Here is an 18495-nt window from a genome sequence, read left to right as displayed (position 1 = left end):
AATTTACTCGCCATGCTTCGAAGCAGGACAAAGCTAGTCAGTTTACCAAAGAAATGAGCGATTTGACGGACAACGAAAACGAAGTGGAGATCGTCGATCTCGATACCTGTTCAAAGAAGAAGTCGATTCTGATTGGCGCCTTGGTGACTCTGTTGCTGGGGCTCGTGCCGTTCAGCTACGTTTTGCTCTTGGGGCACTATTTGCTCGGAGGCTTGGCTGCGGTGGGGCATTTCGCCAAGCGGCACAAGATCACCATCGCCGGATTCCAGGGAGTGAAGATCGGGGCCATGGCGGCTTTTCTGGGCATGCTGCCGGCATTTGGGCTTTTTTCCTATCAGGCCATGCAATTGACGGAGGAGGATATCGCTCCTATCCGAGAGGAGGCGGTCCAGGACGCCTACGAATCGGGCCAGCCAGAAGCGGTGGAAGTCCTCGAAAAGCTTATGGTGGTGGACAACATCCCCTCGATGCTGGGAGTGTGCTTCGTCATCGTGGGCCTGGGCTCGCTTGCCTTGGGATCGCTGGGCGGCTTGATCGGAGCGTCCGTATTCAAGAAGGGGCCGTTGGCTCAGTAGTTGAAAAATAGATACAATACGAAACGTCTAGACGACAGTCGCTCGCTGGTATGATCGAAATCACTATACACGTCACCGCGGAGGAATTCGCCATCCTGGAGGAGGCCGTTTTCGAGATCGAAGACGCCACGCGTTGGAATCTTTTCGAGGACTTCGAGAGCAAGGGTTATCGCGCTCAAGGCATCTTCGAATCGCAAGCCGAAGCGAACGAGGCCTGGGAGGAGCTCTCCGCCATCTCCGAAGTGAAGGCGAAGCCGATACTTAGGGAGCTGAAGGACTCCGACTGGAAGGATAGCTACAAGGAGCATTTCAAGCCGTGGTCGATTGGGCCCATTCATTGGGTGCCAGTGTGGTTGAAAGACGAATACACGCTACCGGTCGGACATGAAGCGGTCTGGCTCGATCCGGGCATGGCCTTCGGAACGGGCAACCACGAGACGACGCGGCTGTGCGTGGAACGCTTGATCGAAGCGCGCGAGCGCCTTGGCAGCTCCGCGGTCAGCGCCGCCACGGTTGTCGATGCCGGCTGCGGTTCAGGCATTCTCGCCATCTCTGCCCGCAAGCTTGGCTTTGCTTCGGTGACTGGTTTCGACAATGATCCGGATGCGGTGCGCATCGCGATCGAAAACGGGGAGCTCAACGAGACGCCGGAGATCCCTTTTACGGTAGACGATCTGGAAAGCGGCTTCCCACAGCAGCCTTACGGTGTGGTGATCGCGAACATTCTCGCGGTGGTGCTGATCGAGTTTCGCGAGCGAATCGCCCCGACCGTTGCGGAGGGGGGGACCTTGATCCTGAGCGGGATCCTGGGCAAGGAGGCGGAATCCGTGAAAAACGCCTTCGCTCCGCTGCGCGATTGGAAATCGATCGAGCTTCACGAGCTGGGCGAGTGGACAAGCGTGACGCTTCAAGCCTAGGGCGAGGCGCCTCGCCTGCGGGGCCGCTCGGATTTTAGGGGAAGCGGAGACGTCGCTTTTGCGTTGATAACCACCGGATCGAACGAAAGGCTTCGACGATCCCACTCTTGAATCCGTCGTCGATCCTCCTCATGAGAAAGTTGCCCCTCGCCCTTTTGATTGCTGTTTTTGCGTCCTTCCTGATCCTTTCGTTGCTTGGTCCGGGCCTGCAGGAGGATCCCGTGGCGTTTCTGCAAGCCGAACCTCTTGTATCCGCAGACTATGACAGAAGCCCGCAGGAAGCGTGGGAAGTGGAGCTCAAGATGAGCTATTTCGATGATGAGGAGCTCAAGCGGGTGCGGGCGGATGAGATGCAGGCCGACTTCGAATCCCGAAATCGGGCCGCGGAGGCGGAAGAGAACGATTTCACGTATTCCGCCACCGTGATGGTTTCCGATGCTACCTTGATTCGCTTGCTGTCGGAAGAGACCTTGAGCCAGTGCTTCGAAGTGGGGGCGAGGGTGGAGCCGTTCGGGTCTCGTTTGAACCGATTGATTTTTGGAACTTACGGCGTGGCTCTACAGCCCGCGTCGGTATCGGCAGCTATGCTCGAACGGGAAAATAGAGTCATCGAACTGCGCTTGGAGGCAGGATCCGTCTCCGGCAGTCTCGAGGTTTCGATTCCCCTGCCGGAGGGCGTGGTGCGCGTGTGGTTTTCCGCCAAGGAAAATCTGCGAGTTGGCTCGGTCGATTTCTGGTACGATCACAGCTTTGCCGGCAAACGTTTCTCCAGTCAGGGGAGCTCTCACCTGTGTTCCGTTCCCATAACTCGGTTCCCGAATCGCCGCGACTTCGCGGATAGTCCAATCGGACCAGGGGAAGGAAAGCGCGTTCGCTATGTGGTCGAAGTCGATGCGGACGGACAGACCGAGACGCTGAAAACGTACTCCGACAAAGCGGCTGTAGAGGCAACGATGAGAGCCAACGCGCCCCATCAGCTGGCATTGCTTGAGGGCCGGGTGACGGTTCGAAACCGGTTGTGGGGCGATGACCAAGTGGAGCGAAGCGAGCCGCGTTTGGCCGAGCGATTCGCCTACCCGAGCGCGGAGTAAGCTTGCGCGGGATCTTGGTCTTGCCTCTTAAGGGCCCGCTGGCTTGCTAGGGGCATGGGCACCTTTTTGAGTGGTCGCGAAATTCTAATCGTCGAAGACGAGGCCTTGCTGCGCAAGCGTCTGGTGGCGTTTCTGGAGAAGCGGGGCGCGGCTTGCACGGGAGTGGGCACGCTGGCAGAGGGGCGCAACGCGTTGGAAAACCTTCCACTCGACTACGTGCTGGCGGACGTGAATCTGCCGGATGGCCTAGGCCTGGACCTTATCGAGCGGGCCCGCGAGCAGGGCGATATCCCGATAGTGATCATGACGGCCGATGGAGGCGTTGATGTGGCGGTGGAGGCGATGCGACGCGGGGCCAGCGACTACCTTTCCAAACCCTTCGATCCGCAGGAGATCCCGTTGGTCTTGGCCCGCGCGGAAACGAGTCGCCGCGACCAACGCCTAAAGACGCATCGCAAGCGGGAAACGGATATTCCGAGCGACGAGCAAGGGCTTTTTTTTGGCGATGCCTTGGAGAGCTTTCGCGCCCAGTTGGAGAGGGTCATCGAGGCGGACCGTCGTCTGAGCGACAAACTGCCGCCGATCTTGATCGAAGGAGAAACCGGCACCGGGAAGACCAGCGTGGCTCGCTGGCTGCATGCCAATGGCTCGCGCCACGACAAGGAGCTGGTAGTGGTGAATTGCGCCGCTTTGCCCGAGCAGCTGGCGGAGTCGGAGCTCTTCGGGCACGAGAAGGGGGCCTTCACCGATGCCAAGCAAACCCGCATCGGCTTGTTCGAAGCGGCGGATGGAGGCACGCTCTTTCTAGACGAAATCGCCAGCTTATCGAGTTCACTGCAGGCCAAGGCGCTGACTGCCATAGAGGAAGGACGTATCCGAAAAGTGGGGAGCTCGAAAGAAGTGGAGATAAACGTACGCCTCATCGCCGCGTCGAATCGCCCATTGAAGGATCTGGTCGAAAAAGGGGAGTTTCGCGAAGATCTGTATCATCGCCTGAACCTTTTGCAGTTCACCATTCCCCCGCTTCGATCGCGAGGAGAAGATACCGTACGCATGGCGGAGCATTTGCTGGAAAAGCTGTCACGAAAATATGGGTACAGCGGAGCTGCCTTTTCCAAGCGTTGCCTCGCTTGGATTCGAGACTACGACTGGCCTGGCAACGTGCGGGAGCTGGAGCACGAGATCGAGCGAGCGTTGATTTTGGGCGTGCCGGAGTCGCTGGAGTTTGTATCCATGGCGCCGAGCTCTATCGAGTCGTCGCATCGCGAAGAAGAGGATTGGCTCGCGAGCGGTTGGAGCGTGCCGGAGCAAGGCTTTTCGCTGGAGAACGCGATAGATCGCCTCATCGATCTGGCGATCGAGCAGTGCGGTGGAAATGTATCCAAAGCGGCGCGACGATTAGGGGTGCAACGAGACTACATCCGCTACCGGAAGAGCAAGAAAGGGTGAGGATGGTTTAGGAAAGCCCTTTGGCGTTTCTCGATCTAGAATCGCGCCAGTGACTGGCTTTCCACGGTTTCGCTCACGATGTCGTCCTCGCTCCAATGGAGCTTGTCCGGCCCCGCTGAACGAATTTCCATCTGATGGCGACTGAGAGCATGGAAGAAGAAGGGGGTGCCCCAGCGGTCGACGATTTCTCCGTCTGTGTTTACGCTGGGATCACTCTCTGAAAGGTACTCGATTCCGCGAGGGTTGTCGCCTTGCAGAAAGGCCGTGATTTCGCGATTGTCCCCGATCGGTAGCTCGTGGAACACGGTATGGGTCTGAGCCATCAGGTGGTCCAGCAGGCGAATGTCGCTTCGAATGCTGGTTCGCGGATCGTTTAACCCGTCAAGGGCGTCTATGCTCGAAGAGGCGGTTTCGCTCGCGTTTCGATCGGATCGAGCGACGGTGTATTCACTTTTTGGAGCTTTGGGTTTTGGGATATTTAGGATCGTTTCGATCTCCTTCTTGTCGGCGGGAAAGAAGGCGGAGCGTTCGCTACCGCCTTCCGATCCTGATTGGCCTAGATAGAGTCCCAATCCGATCCCCGCTGCCAGGGCTAAGGTCAGCCCGGCAGCGAGGAACGGCTTTTTCGAAGTAACAGCAGGCATAGGGGTGGTTTGGATGCTCCAGTGAAGAAATGAGTAGACGCTCTCGCTAGGAATTCATGAAGCCCAGGTCGCTGGAGCCGAAGTTTCCGATATTCGGAAAAACCGTGGCGAGCTCCGATTCCGGCACTCCGAACCAACGGGCCATGGTGGCCCCGTATTGATCGACCGACGTGGTGGGTAGCCAGCGTCCGCGTCCGGTGTCCTGGTCGCTGCCCATTTGGATGTCTGGGAACTGTCCGTAAATGTTCTGCCCTTTGACCGCCCCGCCCATCACGATGTGGTGACTGCCCCAACCATGATCCGAGCCGCGGCCGTTGGTGTCGAAGGTCCGGCCGAAATCCGATGCGGTGAACGAGGTGACCTTGTCCTCCGCTTCGATGGAGGCGAGGGCGTCGTGAAAGCCTTTGATGGCCGAGTCCAGCCCGCCCAGCAGACCGGCGTGGGCGCCCAGTTGCGGACCGTGCGTGTCGAAACCGCCGGTGGCGACGAAGAAGACTTGGCGTTTCTGGCCGAGAGCCTGGCGAGATTGGATCAGTTTCGCCACCATGCGAAGCTGATTGCCCAAACCGGAGTCGGGGATCATTTCGAAATCGCTGGCGTTTTCGATGGCGGCGTTGAAGGTGTCGGCGTTCTTGATAGCGGTGTTTGAAATATCCGCGAAGGCCCTCTCCATGACGTGGGCGTAGTCCTTTTCCAAAAGGCTGCGGAAGCCTTCGGCGCGAGTGGTCGCATGCTGGTCCCAGCCGTTGAGAATGTCGTAGGTGCTCGATCCCCGACTGTCGGTACGGAAGGGGAGCAAGGTGTCGCCCACTTGGAAGAAATTCGAGCCGGACAGCGAGACCAGCATCGAAATGCTGGAATCGTTGTGCCGGGCATGAAGCAAATCCGCGATCCGACCTCCCCATCCCGTCGGATCGATGGCTGCGTTTTCATTTACGGAAGTCTGCCACAAGACCTGCTGGTCGCTGTGGGAGAAAAGGTGGTCTGGGATGGCTGCGGTGCGGTTCCGGAAATCCGACAGGGTGGCGGGAGCCAGAAGGGTGCCCACGTTCGCCACGAGGGCCAAGCTCCCATTGTTGAAGAGCTCATGACATCCTGTCATGGAAGGATGGATACCGAAGCTGCGCCCATCGGAGTTCAGGGCGTTCAGTGGCAGCAGCGATTCTCGAGCGAGTGCCAGCTGCTCGCGTCCCGCGGCGTAGAGGCTGTAGGTGGCTTGATCCGTCGGGACCAGGAGGTTGTTGGCGTCGTTTCCGCCGTAGAGAAAAATGCAGACGATGGCTTTGTAGTCGTCTGCTTCGCCGTTGGTTTCAGTAGTGGCGGCGTTGAGCTGTCTCAGGTTGAAAAGAGTGGAGAAGAGGCTGGAAGTACCTACCGCTGCGCAGGCCGATAGGCGTATGAAGGAGCGGCGATTGATGTGGTTGATGTCTTTCGTATTTGGATTCATGGCGATCTACTTTTGGATGGAGTATTCCGGACTGCTGAGAATGAGCTTGATGGCGCTTTCGACGCGCTCTTCCGGATCTTCCATGGTGTCGATGGCAGTTTTTATGATGGATCGCGTTTCCGGGCTCATGGATCCTGCCATGAGGAGCAGGTCGATTTCGTCGAGTATGAGGTTGGAGTCGCGGGCGTTGGCTATTAGAGTTGTCAGGTTTGGATGGATACTTGCTGAGTAGCGCCACCAGGTCGGCGTTCCTCGATCGATCACCCGATGAAGGAAGTTCGCGGTATCGACTGTTGTGAGCTCGGTGATGATGCCGAACTCCGGAGCCAAATGGCCCTGGTCCATGATTTCTCCGGGCGGAGCGTAGTCGGGATCGAAGAAGTTGAATACGCTTGGCGCTTGAAGAGGCGATTGTCCAAACGCGGTGGATACGCTGTCGATCGGGTAGCGACCGAGTACAGGCGAGTTGCCGGAGCTCGGCGCTTCGAATGCTCGCAGCAATTGGGTCAGCTTTATGATCGGCTCGCGGGCTTTTCCGAATAGCCCGCTCGCGTGGTTGTCGGGTTCGCGTGCCTCTGGATCCATCAGGATGGCCTTTACTACTGCGCCTAGGTTTCCGCGCGTTCCGCTTCCGTCGTCGTTGAAAACGCTTGCCACGCGATAGATGTAGGCGGGGCTGGGATTGCTGGTGACGAGTCGCTGAATAAGCCGACGAGCGATGAATGGCCCGACGTTTGGATGATCGGCGATATGTGCGATGGCTCGCATCAGGTCTTCCCGTGGACTGAGCCCCTCGGGCAGGATGAATCCCCCCATGAGCTCCTTGCGACCAGAGTCATGGTGTTCGTCGTAGGCGACCATCGGAGAGAAAAGGTCGGTCTCGCCATGATGAGTGTAGTGAAAATTCTTCGACCCAGCGTAGGTCCATCCGGTGAATGCTCGCGAAAGCTCGAGAATGACGCGCTGGTCATAGGTTGGGATTTCGCGACCATAGGCGTCTCGCAGAGAGGATCCGTCGGGGTTGAGCATAACGAGCCCAATGGAGAAGAGCTGCATCACTTCTCGGGCGTAGTTTTCATCTGGAGACGACTTGTCGCTTCTAAGCATGGTCAGGTACATGCCCATGATCGGGTTGAGCGTGACCTCTTTGAGAAGCGTTTCGTAGTCGCCCAGAGCGTTGCGAACGAGGATATCGTAGTAGTTCGCCACCGCTCGACCGTCCCGGGTGAAACTGTGCCCGTCGGAGACCACCATGATTTCACTGAGAGCGAAAGCCACTCTTTGTCGCAGCTGATCAGGGCCGGTGATTGCTTGGGTCCACCAAGTGGCCAATCGCTCGCTGTTGTAGTCGTCGTAGCCAAGTTCGTCGAGAACTGGCTTGATGGCGAACATGGACTCAGCGTGCAGGGAGGCCGGGATCGAAAGCTGTTCGTCAATCCACGCTTCTATTCCTATATCCTGTACGCGGGCGATCTCGGCCTTGGTGGGACCGAAGCTGGCTTGCTCGAGAAAACGAGCCGCCTGCTGGGGGGATAGACTCTCCGGCTCTTCCCATTCCACCAGCATTGGGGGACGTGTTGTCGGATCTGGGTACGTCGCGGGCAAGCTTTCGGGCACTACAACGTTTACGGTACGCACTACTGTCTCGGCGAAGCCGGTGACGGGATTGATGACTTGGAAACGTACGGAATAGCTGCCTGCTTTGCTTGTATCAACAGAGTTGGATACGACCACCCGGTCGCTTATGTCATTTCCGAAATTGTCGATGGCCTTGAAGCCAGCGTCGACGTATTCCTCGCCAACGTTTAGAGTGGTGACTAGCCCGCCCGTTAAGCGGATTTCAGGAATGATCGCCAAGTCGCTTTCGTCGGTCGGAGAGAGGTAGGCTCCCTGAATGATAGACATTTCCTCCTCGTCGGGACGAAGCCAAGCGACGGAAAAGTGGTCGCGCCAGTTATGCTCCTTGTGGCGGATCTCCAGGTAGTAGCGTTTGCCCGCTTCCAAATCGATTTCAGCGGATGTCTGGTATTCTGGATACTTGTCCCATTCGTAGGGATCGGTTGAGCGTGGAGTAAAGCAGATCAGGGTTTTCTCTCGAGGGCTGTCGCTCGAGCTGAGCCAGAGTTCCGCCCAGTCATCACCGGTGATGCTAAAACGGTAGCTTCCGCTTGCCGGCGGGTGGAGATAGCCGGTCACCAGCGTGCCGAAGTGATCGGATTCGCCGGTCTGTGTATCCAGTTGATTGATGGGGCCGGTTGATTCAGGTTCGGTCGGAAAGGCTTCGCTATTCACCATGTCGATAACGCGATCGCCTGAGATGTTCGTGAAGATCGAACGCGTCGCGGCGCCTGCCTTGGAGGAAAGCGGTTCTTCTATCGTAACCTTAAAGGTGTCGTAGGCCTCGTTCTCTCCGTCGGTAGCGTAGAGTCGAAGCTGATACACGCCAGCTTCGGAGAAATGGGCATCTGTATCCAGGCTTCCGGCAACGCTGAAGGTAACCTCGCCCGGACCGCTTTCCTGCTCCCAACGGGTGGTCACGGCCTCGGGTCCGAACTCGGTGTCGAATGCGATGCCGTGCAGGTCGACGATATTTTGCGGCCAGCGCTGAGAGATGTCCTCCGGAGCGATCACGATCAAACCCTCCTGCAACGCGGGAGCGTGTCGGGATGGGGCGAGGTAGGCGCCGGAAATGATTTCGATTTCGGAGGAGCCGGGGCGCTTCCAGGCGAGGGACGCGTAGTCTTCGTTGCTTCCTTCCTTGTGAAGCAACTCGATCGGGTAGGCTTGACCCGCTACCAACTGGATCGGAGCTGACGCCTGATCTTCGCGCTGGTCCCAACGACGGTAACTGGTGTGGCCTTGAATATCGATGATCGGCTCCAATCCAGCGAAGCTCTCGCTGCTGGTGTTGATGGATACGCGGGCTCTGTCATTGGCGGCCGCGTAGAAAACGTAGCTTCCGGAGACCGGAGGAATCAGATACCCGCGAACGCGCGTTCCGTAGTCGTCAGCCCAATTGACCGGGATCTCGAATGTTTCAAGTGTATCCACGATATGGGGAAGGTCTGGAAAATGCGGATCCTCCAGTAGGTCTCCAATTCGGTAGCCCGGCGTCTCCAGCCAAACCTCGCGAGTGATGGAGCCGGCGGTTTCGGAGATCGGCTGTTCGACGGTGACGTGCAGGCTGTCGCTAGCTGTATGCTGTCCATCGGTGACGGAAAGCGTTAGCGTATACGCCCCTGGTCCCGAGAAGGACGCGCTTGATGACACGGCGTCAGGAAACGCGAACTCGACGCCAGGGCGATCTGAGCTCCATGAGTAGGTCAGCGCCTCGGGACCCTCGACATGGTCGTAGACGCGAGCGAGGAGTCCGATCTCATTTTCTGGCCAGCGCAGCGTCTGGTCATTCCCCGCCAAAACGAGAATGTGCTCGGGAAAGGGCGCGGCCTCGTAGGCGGGCGAGAGGTAGCCAGCGGTGATCACCTCTCGCTGGTTGAGACCAGGCCCGCTCCACGCGATGGAAAGGTTGTCGCTGTAGCGAGACTCCTTTTGCAGGGCTTCGACGAAGTATCTCTTGCCCGCCTCCAGTGGAATGGGGGCGCTGGCCTGTTCCTCGTAGCGATCCCACTGACGGTGACCGACCGATCGCATCAGTTCAGCCACGAGCACGCTCGCTTCAGGGTCCTCGCTAGAGCTGATGCGAAGCTGGGCCATATCGTCCGCCGCGATCCAGAACTGATAGTCTCCGCTGGCGGGCGGATGGATGTAGCCCAAGAGGCGAGTCGCGTACGCGTCAGTCCAGTCGACGGGCGTCTCGGATTTCGGAAGGATGTCCTCGAAGCTCGGCGGGTCGAGTAGCGTGCCATCCATCATCATCTCGCTGACGCTTGAGCCGTCCACGTTGAGCCAGACGGAGCGGAGAAGACCTCCGGTTTCCTCGCTAAGTGGAGGTAGTATGATAATGGATACGTCATCGTAGTGGATGCCGCTTTCGGTCCGCAAGGTGAGGCGGAACGAGTAAGAGCCGGCTCCGGGCAGATTCGCCTTGGCCGAAACGCCCTTCGGATCGATCAGTTCCACGCCGGGAATGTCGCCGATGTAGGTCCATTCTGCGGTATGATAGTAGTCTCTCTCGCCCACGACGAGAATCTCTCCTTGCAGCTCGATTTGAGAGGTGGGCAAGTAGTAGTGCCGATCTCGGCCCGCGTAGGCGTACTCCGCCAGATCTGGATCAAACGTTTCCCGGTTTGGCTCGAAGGGTTCAATCTGACCGCCTCCGACGGGCGTCGGAGCGTTCTCTTCGCCAAAGCTCCACTCGACTTGGAAATGGTCGTTTCCCCACTCCTCCTTGTGCAGGACCTCGATGTAGTAGCGCTGATTGGCCACGAGTTGTATGGGGTCCGAGATCTGGTTTTCGTCTCGGTAGTCGCCTTCGTTGCGGCGTGATGAAGAGGCGATCTGAACGGCGTTTTCCCGCGAGTTGTCCGGAGAGAGCTTGAGCGTCGCGGACTCGTCAGCCGACAGGTAGAAAGTGTAAGGACCCGTGCGAGTTGGGATCAGGTAGCCGCTCGCCCGAACGCCAAAGCGGTCTTCCCAGTTCTTGGGGCCGGTCAAGCTCGTCAGCTGGTCTACGATGTCGGGATGATCTGGATACCGTGGCGAAGTCAGCAGGTCGTCAACTGAGGATCCTTTTAGATCGAGCCATACTTCACGGGTGAATTTTCCGGTATTTTCGGAAAGGGGCGCGTTTAAGGAAACCGTGACGCGATCGCGGGCCGTTTCTTCAGCCATGGTACCCGAGAATTCGAATACGTATTCGCCAGGAGTGGAGAGCGTGACAGCGGTCTCGTTGGAATTCGGACTGCTTAGGATGGCGCTAGGCCCTGAAACTTGTATCCACTCCACGGATTCAATCTCAGGAGATTGGCTGATGCGATGGGCCGCCCCATTGAGCTTCGTTTCACTGTCCGGAAGGTAGAGCGATTGGTTCGGGCCCGCTTCCACAGCAAAGCTGCCTGCGTCCTCAAACGGTGGCGTATCCGTTTGTTCGATCGATTCGGAAATGAAGAACTCGCCAGCAAGGAGCTGGATCGGGCCTCCGTCGATGCTCCAGGCCGCTCCGTGGTAGTCGCCACCCCATTTGTCGACATAAAGAAGCTCCAGGTAGTATTGCTTGCCTTTTTCGAGGCGAATAGGGGCGGATGCCTGTTCGGGGAATTGGGTCCAGGTGTTTTCCGAAGTGCGTTCTGGAGTGAACGCCACTAGCTCCACGTTTTCTTCGGTGCGGTCGGAGCTGATGAAAAGAGCGGTCGCGTCGTCGCCCATGACGTAGAAGGTGTAGTCTCCGGTTTTCGGAGGCGTGATTCTGCCTCTTGTGCGCACGCCGTAGAGATCGCCCCAGTGGCGAGGGCCAGTGAGCGTATCGGTCTCGCGAATCAAGTGCGGTCGGGTTGGATAGTCATTCGAGTCGACGAGGTCTTCAATCTGGCCGCCGCCAATGCCGAGCCAGATTTCCTGGGTAAACGTCCCAGTTCCCGTCGCCAACGCTTGATGTGTGGTCACGGTTAGCTGGTCCGTTCGCGTTTCTCCGTTCGCTGATACGGAAAGCTGCAAGGTCACGCTGCCGGGCGAAGTGGAGCTAATGGTAGGAGCCAGCGTATTCGCGTCTTGGATATCTACGGAACTCCCCTCGATCTGCGTCCACGCGATCGACGCCTCTTCGGATGAGAGTCCCTTGGCGAATAGGCTGCCATCGAGTTGTACGCTTTCGCGAGGGAGATAGATTTCCCGATCGTCTCCAGCTTCCAGATACAGTGTTCGTTCTGGATCGAAATCGGGTGCCTGTTCGTAGGGAGCAAGCATGGCGCTGGGAATGGGGCTTCGTTCGAAGCCGTTGATGCGTTCCCAGTGAACCGAGACACGGTCTCCGCCGCTGCCCTCCTTATGAAGCGCTTCGAGGTAGTAGGTCCGGCCGGCGATGAGCGGAAGGGGGCCGGAACGCTGCTCCTGATACTTTTCCCACTCGCTCGCGCCGGTGTGCCCCGGAACGTAGGCGACGAGTTCAGCGCTGCTAGCTGTTCCCTCTTCTCCGAAATACAGGGCGCAGCGATCGTCGCCAGCGATCCAGAAATGGTAGTCGCCGCTCACGCTCGGCGTCAGGTAGGCCCGAAGGCGCGTCCCGTAGCTGTCCGCAAAGTTGGGTGGCGCTGAGAAGCCAGGCAGAACATCCCTGATCGTTGGAGAAGAGGGGTAGTTGGGGCTTTCGAGGAGGTGATCGATGTCCGAACCGCTGAGATTGGTCCATACCTCGCGCAGCACGCCAGATTGCTGCGCCAAGACCGGAGGCGTTGCCAGACCGACTGATAGGACGGCTAGGAAAGCGACGCTCGGAAAGCGTCTAAGAATGGCTAGAGTAACGCTCATTTAGGCTAGAGTTGGAGTTGGATTCTGGAATGAGGCGGCCCAGCGCTACGACAGGCGAGGGAGCTCAAGTTGGATGAAGAGTTGGATGAGACCTGAGCCTGATATCAGGGGATGCCTGAGGCGAATCAACGGGAAAGGCGGGTATTAAGTAATCAAATATTAGATACAGGGAAACTGATAGGCCGCTGGGTCTACGGGCCGTTGCCGCTTGTCGGCACTTGGTCTGTAGGGTTGCTCAAGGGGGGAGTGGGTAGTGCTTCCCAATCGCCCGCGAGGCTCCGGCCTCGGCGGGAAATAGTCCCCGGATGTCTGCCAAATTCGTGTCGAAAAATGGGAAATAATGCCCGGATTCAGCCCTAGAACCGGTCGGTACAATTCTTTGGAAAGAATATAAAAAACTGAAGGAAAGGGACTTGGGATTGATTGGCGGAACGTGGCGCACGCCCTGCAAGTTGGGATTCAGTCGCCAGCTGAAAAACCGAACAATTGGAGAAGTATCATGAAAATAAGAATAAAATCCCTCGCGGGCCTGATGGCGTTGTCTGCGGGCATCCTGACGAGCTCGGTCCTTGCTCAATCCGGTGACGGATCAGATCCGGAAACTGGATACGCCTTGAACCGTGACCGCCCCCTCAACCCCATCATGCGCCCCAATGATCAGCTGCTGGCGCGAGCCTTGGCAAATCTGGACACGCTGCCGGAAGGGCTGCAGCAGGACGTGGTGGCGCTGCGCGACACCTTGCAGGCGATTTCCGATGCCTGGGAAGCCGACTATCGTCCGGACATTGGAGCGGGCAACCAGGCATGGAAGGCGGCTCGAGACGCCTTCATGTCGGATTACGCCGACGAGATCGAGACGGCGAAGGAGCTGAGGTACTCGGTCGTGACTGAGCTTCGGGCGGACTTTCGCGAGCGTTTCGACGGGGAAAACCTTGGCGAGGAGGGGCAGGCTCTTCTGGAGGAGTACCGCGAGCTGAAGCAGTCTCTTGCGGAGCAGTGGCGGGCCATACGGGATGAACTGGGAGAGGACGCCACGCGGGAGGAGATCGCGTCGGCCAAGGAGCAATTCGAAGAGGAAAACGCCGAATTGATCGCTCAACGCAAGGAGCTGGCGAGCTCGCTACGGGAGCTGATTCGAGACAATCGGCGGGATCGCGTCGAGCTGGAGAGAGGCCCCATGTCCGATGCGATGCGCGAGCTCAGAAACGATATTCACGCCTTGCGCCAGCAGGTACGGGCCCGCAAGCAGGAGGCTCGCGAGGAAATGAAGGGAATGACCCGTGAGGAACGCGAGGAGTATCGTCGAGCGCTTATCGACGAGTTGAAGGATGTTCATGATGATATCAAGGAACGCCGCCGTCAGGCGATCCAGGATCTTCGGGATGACCAGGATGGCGACCGTCGTCCTGAAGGTTGAGGACCTGTGGCTTGATTTCTAGTCATTGCGAATGAATGGCGCGGGTGGGTGAATTCCCGCCCGCGCCCTGACCGTTTCGAAAATGTCAACCCCTCGCGCCATCAAATAGAAGTCCCCCGGGGACACGTCGGAATGCCATCCTTCCGGAAAACGCTTTTAAGCCTCGCTCTGGCTTCAGTATCCAGCTTCGCTCAGGAGGATCCGGAGCCAGTTGACGATCTCGACTGGCTCAGCGATTTGATATTTGCTGAAGACGAGGCGGAGCTTGGGGTCGAGGAGGAGCTCGCCGAGCTGGCTGAACTCGAGGAAATGATTCAGTCGATGGTTGACTGGACGCAGGAAGCGTCGCTCGCGGCTGGATTTGGTTGGAAAAACAATGTGCTGCTTGAGGAGACGGGCGGCGTGGACGCGGCTTTTCTGGAGACGGAGTTCGACTACCTGGCGTTCAAGCCGGCTTTGGGCCACCGATTGGAGACCACCATCATGGTCTATGGGGAGATTCGCTGGTTTGACGGTATCGATGGACTTGATACGGAAAACCTGTTTCTGGCACAAGCTTCGGTAGGTCGTCGCTTGGGCGATCGGTGGAAACTGTCCACCGGCATGGAGGCGGTGCATACGGTGCAAGCATACGACCGCTCAGCTCAGGAGTTTGAGATCGACGCGGCTCGTATCCGCTTTCGCGAACCCGGGCTCGTCGTCAGCTTGGAACGGAGCCTGATGTCGAATGGACTCGCGGGAATTCAAACCCGGTATTCGCGAGCGGACTACGACATTCCGGGCGAAGCGTACGATACCTTGGGCTCGGAAGCGTTCTACAAACTCGACGCAGGACGTTTTGGAACCTTCAAGATCGCAGCGTCCATGGAACGGGAAAACTACGAGCAGCGCTTGTCGCGATCGGCTCGAGGGGAGAGGCTTGATCGAGCGTTGGACCTGGATCTAAGAGAGTGGGGCCTGCAGTGGGAGCATAGCCGTGAGCAGGGATTCTGGCGGGGTGGCAAGACTCAGCTCTTGTTTCGTGATGAGAGCGAAACCGAAGGGTCGTTTTACGGTCGGGGCGAATGGTCGCTGCGGCAGAAGGCGGTTTTCCACTTCGGAGCCTGGGAGCTGTCGGTAGAGGCTCGATTGGGCGAGGTGGACTATGATCGTCGCCCGGCGGTTCTCGGTCAGGACGATACGCGAAAGGACGATTCGTTTCGCTGGAGTTTCGACTTGTCGCGGCGCCTGTCTCCGAAAGCTCGCCTCTTCCTTAGAGGGTCTGGCGACGATAAGGACTCCAATGCGAATGGGTTGTCATATCGGGGAGAAAGCGTGATGCTAGGAGTCAGCCTCTTTCAAGGGCTCTAGCAGGAACAAAGTGACGAATGGAAAAAGTAGCTGATGCAAAGGCGTTTTGACTCGAAAGGAAAAGGGGCGTGGGCGGTCGGAACCGGATCGCTCCTCGCCTTGCTGCTGGTGTTCGCTTTTGTCGTGGCAGGCGTTACCTGGAGTCTGAGGCGGGATATTCGAGATCAGATAAAGTCTCGCGATGCGCAGGTATTGGCGCTGCTGATACAGAATCAGATCGATCAAGCGGAGTTCGAGCGTGGTTTCATCTTTGAGTTCGAAGGTCTCAGCGATACCGAGTTGTGGGAGATCTTGATCGAGACCGCGACCGCTAAAGGCGTTTTCGCGGTGCAGCTTTATTCCCCGGACGGGGAATTGGCAAGAACCTCATCCGACGAGGTCGAGGCTCGTGGGCTGGAAGCATCGCGTTGGCAAACCGTGCTCGCTGGAGAGGCGCTGTCCGAGTACCATGAACAGACGCCGTTTGGCCAGTTCGTGCGCGGCGGGACCGATGCCTTCGATCGCTTTGCCGTTCTCGAGCTTTACCTTCCTTTGGCATCCAGCCGAATGGGGCAATCGCTCGGGGTTGTTCGCTATCTTTTGGACGGAGCGGAGATCGAGGCGTCGTTCGCTTTGCTCGATCGACGATTGCGGAGGCAGGCAGGCGTTGCGGTGGGGATCGGAGGTCTGCTCATCGCGGGGCTGTTTGGCGCTGCTTGGTGGCGTCTTTCCAAAGCGAATCGGAGCATCATGGCGCAGTCCCGTCGTCTGGAAAAAGCGAATGCGGAGCTTGCCTCGCTGGCCCGCACCTCGGCTCTAGGACCGGTCGCCGCTCATTTGATGCATGGTCTGAAGAATCCGCTAGCGGGTCTTCAGCAGGTGATGCAGGCGGGGCCGAGCGCTTCGGGAGATCTTGGCGACGAGGAGTGGCGTGGGGCGCAAGAGGCCGCGCGACGGATGCAACGCATGGTTCAGGAGGTGGTAGCTCTTTTGCAGGATGTGAATTCAGAGACTGGATACGAGATCAGTCTAGATGAGATCGCTGGGGAGCTGGAGCGACGCATGGGCGAAGCGGCGGTCGCTCGTTCGCTGAGCTTTGTCTGCCAATCCGGTGCCGCGGATACGATCAGCAGCTATCGAGGAAACATCGTTTTGCTCATCGCGAGCAATCTTGTCCAGAACTCGCTGGAGGCAGCGAGGCCGGGCGATCGGATCGAGGCGCGAATCGATCGGCAGGAGGGACACTTCCGTGTATGCGTTTTGGATACAGGCCCAGGGATTCCGGAAGAGATGAGAGACAGGCTTTTCTCGCCTGTGCCGAGTTCGAAAAGCGGTGGAGCGGGCATCGGGCTTTCGATCTGCAGACAGTTGGCCTTGCATTTGGGAGGTTCGTTGGAGCTGAAGCGAAGCTCTGCGGAGGGCTCCTGTTTCGAACTCCGTTTCCCGGTGGAGGACGAGCTTTAGGGATGGCGATATGACAACCGCGTTTTCACGATCATTGAGAGGGCTGAGCGTCATGCTTGGATCATGCCTGGCTGGGGCGCTTCCGAGTGTCGCGGCAGATGGCGATCTGCTTTGGGAGTTTCAGACGAACGGCAGCATCTTCGCTTCGCCAGCGGTTTCGAGCTCGGGCTCGGTCTTCATAGCGAGCCGTGACAACGGGCTCTACGCACTGTCTCCGTCTGGCAGCGAGATCTGGCGGTTTCAAGCGGCCGACTGGATAGATTCGACTCCAACGCTCAGCCACGATGAAGCGACGGTCTACGTGGGGTCTTGGGACAACGCTCTCTACGCGGTGGACGCTTCGAACGGTGTCGAGCTCTGGCGATTCGAGACGGGGAATCTGGTGGTGGGCTCTCCCTCTCTCGATGCTTGGGGAAACGTGTTCATCGGTTCGTCGGACGGATTCCTGTATTCGATCGACAAGGACGGAGGTCTGCGATGGAGCTATTTCGTAGGTGCGGAAATGGATAGCTCCCCAGCGATCGATTCCGCTGGTCGGATTTTCGTGGGAGGGATGGACGGAAGCCTGTATGCGTTTTCGAATACAGGCGAAGCTCTTTGGGAGTTCGAGATCGATCAAACGCAGGATCCGGTCGATCATCGTATCAAGAGTTCTCCAACCATAGGTGATGATGGTACGGTCTACTTTGGCGGTGGGGACGGTGGGCTCTACGCGGTGAGTCCAGAGGGAGATTTTCTGTGGAAGTTTCAAGCCGAGGAAGCGATCGACACTGGAGTCGCCTTGCTTTCCGATGGTTCGTTGGTGTTCGCCAGCCATGACGGTTTCGTGTACTGCGTCGACACGGAAGGGGTCAAACTGTGGGAAAGCTATGTGGGGGACGTGTTCTATTCCACTCCTGCGATCGATGACAGCGATCGGATTTTTGTCGGTTGCTATTTGGGGTCGGGCGTCAGCTCGGTGTCTGCCTTGGATCCTGCAGGCGAGCTGGTGCTCGAGTATTTGGTTTCTGACTACGTCGACGCTTCACCGGTCCTCGATGGGGATGGCCGCCTGCTGTTTGGTTGCTATGATGGATCGGTGTATGCCATCGAATGGACTGGCGACCCCGGCCTGTCCTCATGGCATCGCTTCGGGGCCGACAACGCAAATCGAAGCCTGGCTCGCGAAGGGCTGCTGCCGACGCTCAGCCAAGGGTTTGGGGAATGGCTTCTTGAGCTCGGGTATGACGTGGCTGCCACGGATCCGTTTTCCGATGAGGACGGCGATGGGACGCCGCTCGTCCTGGAATATGCGTTGGGAACGAATCCGAGCCGCTACGATCGGGCAATCATAGACGAGCGAATCGAGTCGTCGGTCGACGGAGACGCCCTGGTGAGGGAATTCGATTGGATCTCGGGGGACCAGGGTCTGACGCTGCAGTGGGAGCGGTCCGAAGACCTGCGGCAATGGCAACCTGTGGAGGAGGGGGCGGGGGGAGCTCCGAAAGTCAGCGATCTCGAGAGCGAAGAGGCGTTTCTCAAGCGTCGGGTGGAGATTCCACTAGGGGATGGGGCCGATAGCGTTTTTTGGCGATTTCGAGTGGCCGATGACTAGGGTCGGGTTTTCGCCGCAAGGCGAGGGTTAGAGGGCCTATTTATGGCATTAGCCGCAGCGCGGATCTGGACAACCTGACATAAGCTGCTACAATTCCTCCATTGCCGCCGACGACATGGCCCAGGGCCGTGGCGCCGACGTTTGT

Annotated in this window: 11 protein-coding genes; 8 read left to right on the top strand and 3 right to left on the bottom strand. The window is 58.2% G+C overall.

All coding sequences use genetic code 11. The features are described from left to right. The first annotated feature begins 53 nt into the window (after positions 1–53). From QEH54_RS17420 to QEH54_RS17405, 4 genes are all read left to right on the top strand, one after another. Positions 54–575 (top strand): hypothetical protein, encoded by a 522-nt coding sequence (locus tag QEH54_RS17420; RefSeq protein ID WP_309019983.1) that lies wholly within the window; start codon positions 54–56, stop codon positions 573–575. Positions 576–625: 50 nt separating this feature from the next. After that, positions 626–1492: a 50S ribosomal protein L11 methyltransferase gene (locus QEH54_RS17415; protein WP_309019982.1), complete on the top strand. Its 867-nt coding sequence runs from the start codon at positions 626–628 to the stop codon at positions 1490–1492. 131 nt (positions 1493–1623) lie between these two features. Next, positions 1624–2583, top strand: coding sequence for a hypothetical protein (locus QEH54_RS17410; protein WP_309019981.1), 960 nt, complete (start codon positions 1624–1626; stop codon positions 2581–2583). 54 nt (positions 2584–2637) lie between these two features. Next, positions 2638–4032, top strand: a complete 1395-nt coding sequence (locus QEH54_RS17405) for a sigma-54 dependent transcriptional regulator (protein WP_309019980.1) — start codon at positions 2638–2640, stop codon at positions 4030–4032. A gap of 35 nt (positions 4033–4067) precedes the next feature. Here QEH54_RS17405 and QEH54_RS17400 read toward each other — a convergent pair whose 3' ends face one another. Genes QEH54_RS17400 through QEH54_RS17390 form a run of 3 tightly spaced genes read right to left on the bottom strand, consistent with a single transcriptional unit; the run spans position 4068 to position 12546 of the window. Then, positions 4068–4676 carry a hypothetical protein gene (locus QEH54_RS17400; RefSeq protein WP_309019979.1) on the bottom strand — a complete coding sequence of 203 codons (609 nt, stop codon included), beginning with the start codon at positions 4674–4676 and terminating at the stop codon, positions 4068–4070. A 46-nt stretch (positions 4677–4722) separates the two neighbouring features. Then, positions 4723–6123: a DUF1501 domain-containing protein gene (locus QEH54_RS17395; protein WP_309019978.1), complete on the bottom strand. Its 1401-nt coding sequence runs from the start codon at positions 6121–6123 to the stop codon at positions 4723–4725. Positions 6124–6129: 6 nt separating this feature from the next. Next, positions 6130–12546 carry a DUF1800 family protein gene (locus QEH54_RS17390; RefSeq protein ID WP_309019977.1) on the bottom strand — a complete coding sequence of 2139 codons (6417 nt, stop codon included), beginning with the start codon at positions 12544–12546 and terminating at the stop codon, positions 6130–6132. A gap of 499 nt (positions 12547–13045) precedes the next feature. Between QEH54_RS17390 and QEH54_RS17385 the strand changes: the two genes are divergently transcribed. The 4 genes from QEH54_RS17385 (at position 13046) to QEH54_RS17370 (ending at position 18350) form a co-directional block, all read left to right on the top strand. Continuing rightward, entirely contained in the window at positions 13046–13963 is a 918-nt protein-coding gene (locus tag QEH54_RS17385; protein ID WP_309019976.1) for a hypothetical protein, read from the top strand. 132 nt (positions 13964–14095) lie between these two features. Next, entirely contained in the window at positions 14096–15313 is a 1218-nt protein-coding gene (locus QEH54_RS17380) for a hypothetical protein (protein ID WP_309019975.1), read from the top strand. A 33-nt stretch (positions 15314–15346) separates the two neighbouring features. After that, positions 15347–16756 (top strand): HAMP domain-containing sensor histidine kinase, encoded by a 1410-nt coding sequence (locus tag QEH54_RS17375; protein ID WP_309019974.1) that lies wholly within the window; start codon positions 15347–15349, stop codon positions 16754–16756. Positions 16757–16808: 52 nt separating this feature from the next. Further along, the gene (locus tag QEH54_RS17370; RefSeq protein WP_309019973.1) at positions 16809–18350 is read left to right on the top strand and encodes a PQQ-binding-like beta-propeller repeat protein; all 1542 of its coding nucleotides are present in this window, start codon (positions 16809–16811) and stop codon (positions 18348–18350) included. Positions 18351–18495 lie beyond the last annotated feature (145 nt).

The sequence above is a fragment of the Pelagicoccus sp. SDUM812003 genome, from assembly GCF_031127815.1.
GTDB lineage: Bacteria > Verrucomicrobiota > Verrucomicrobiia > Opitutales > Opitutaceae > Pelagicoccus.
This window is presented reverse-complemented; position numbering and strand designations above follow the sequence as displayed.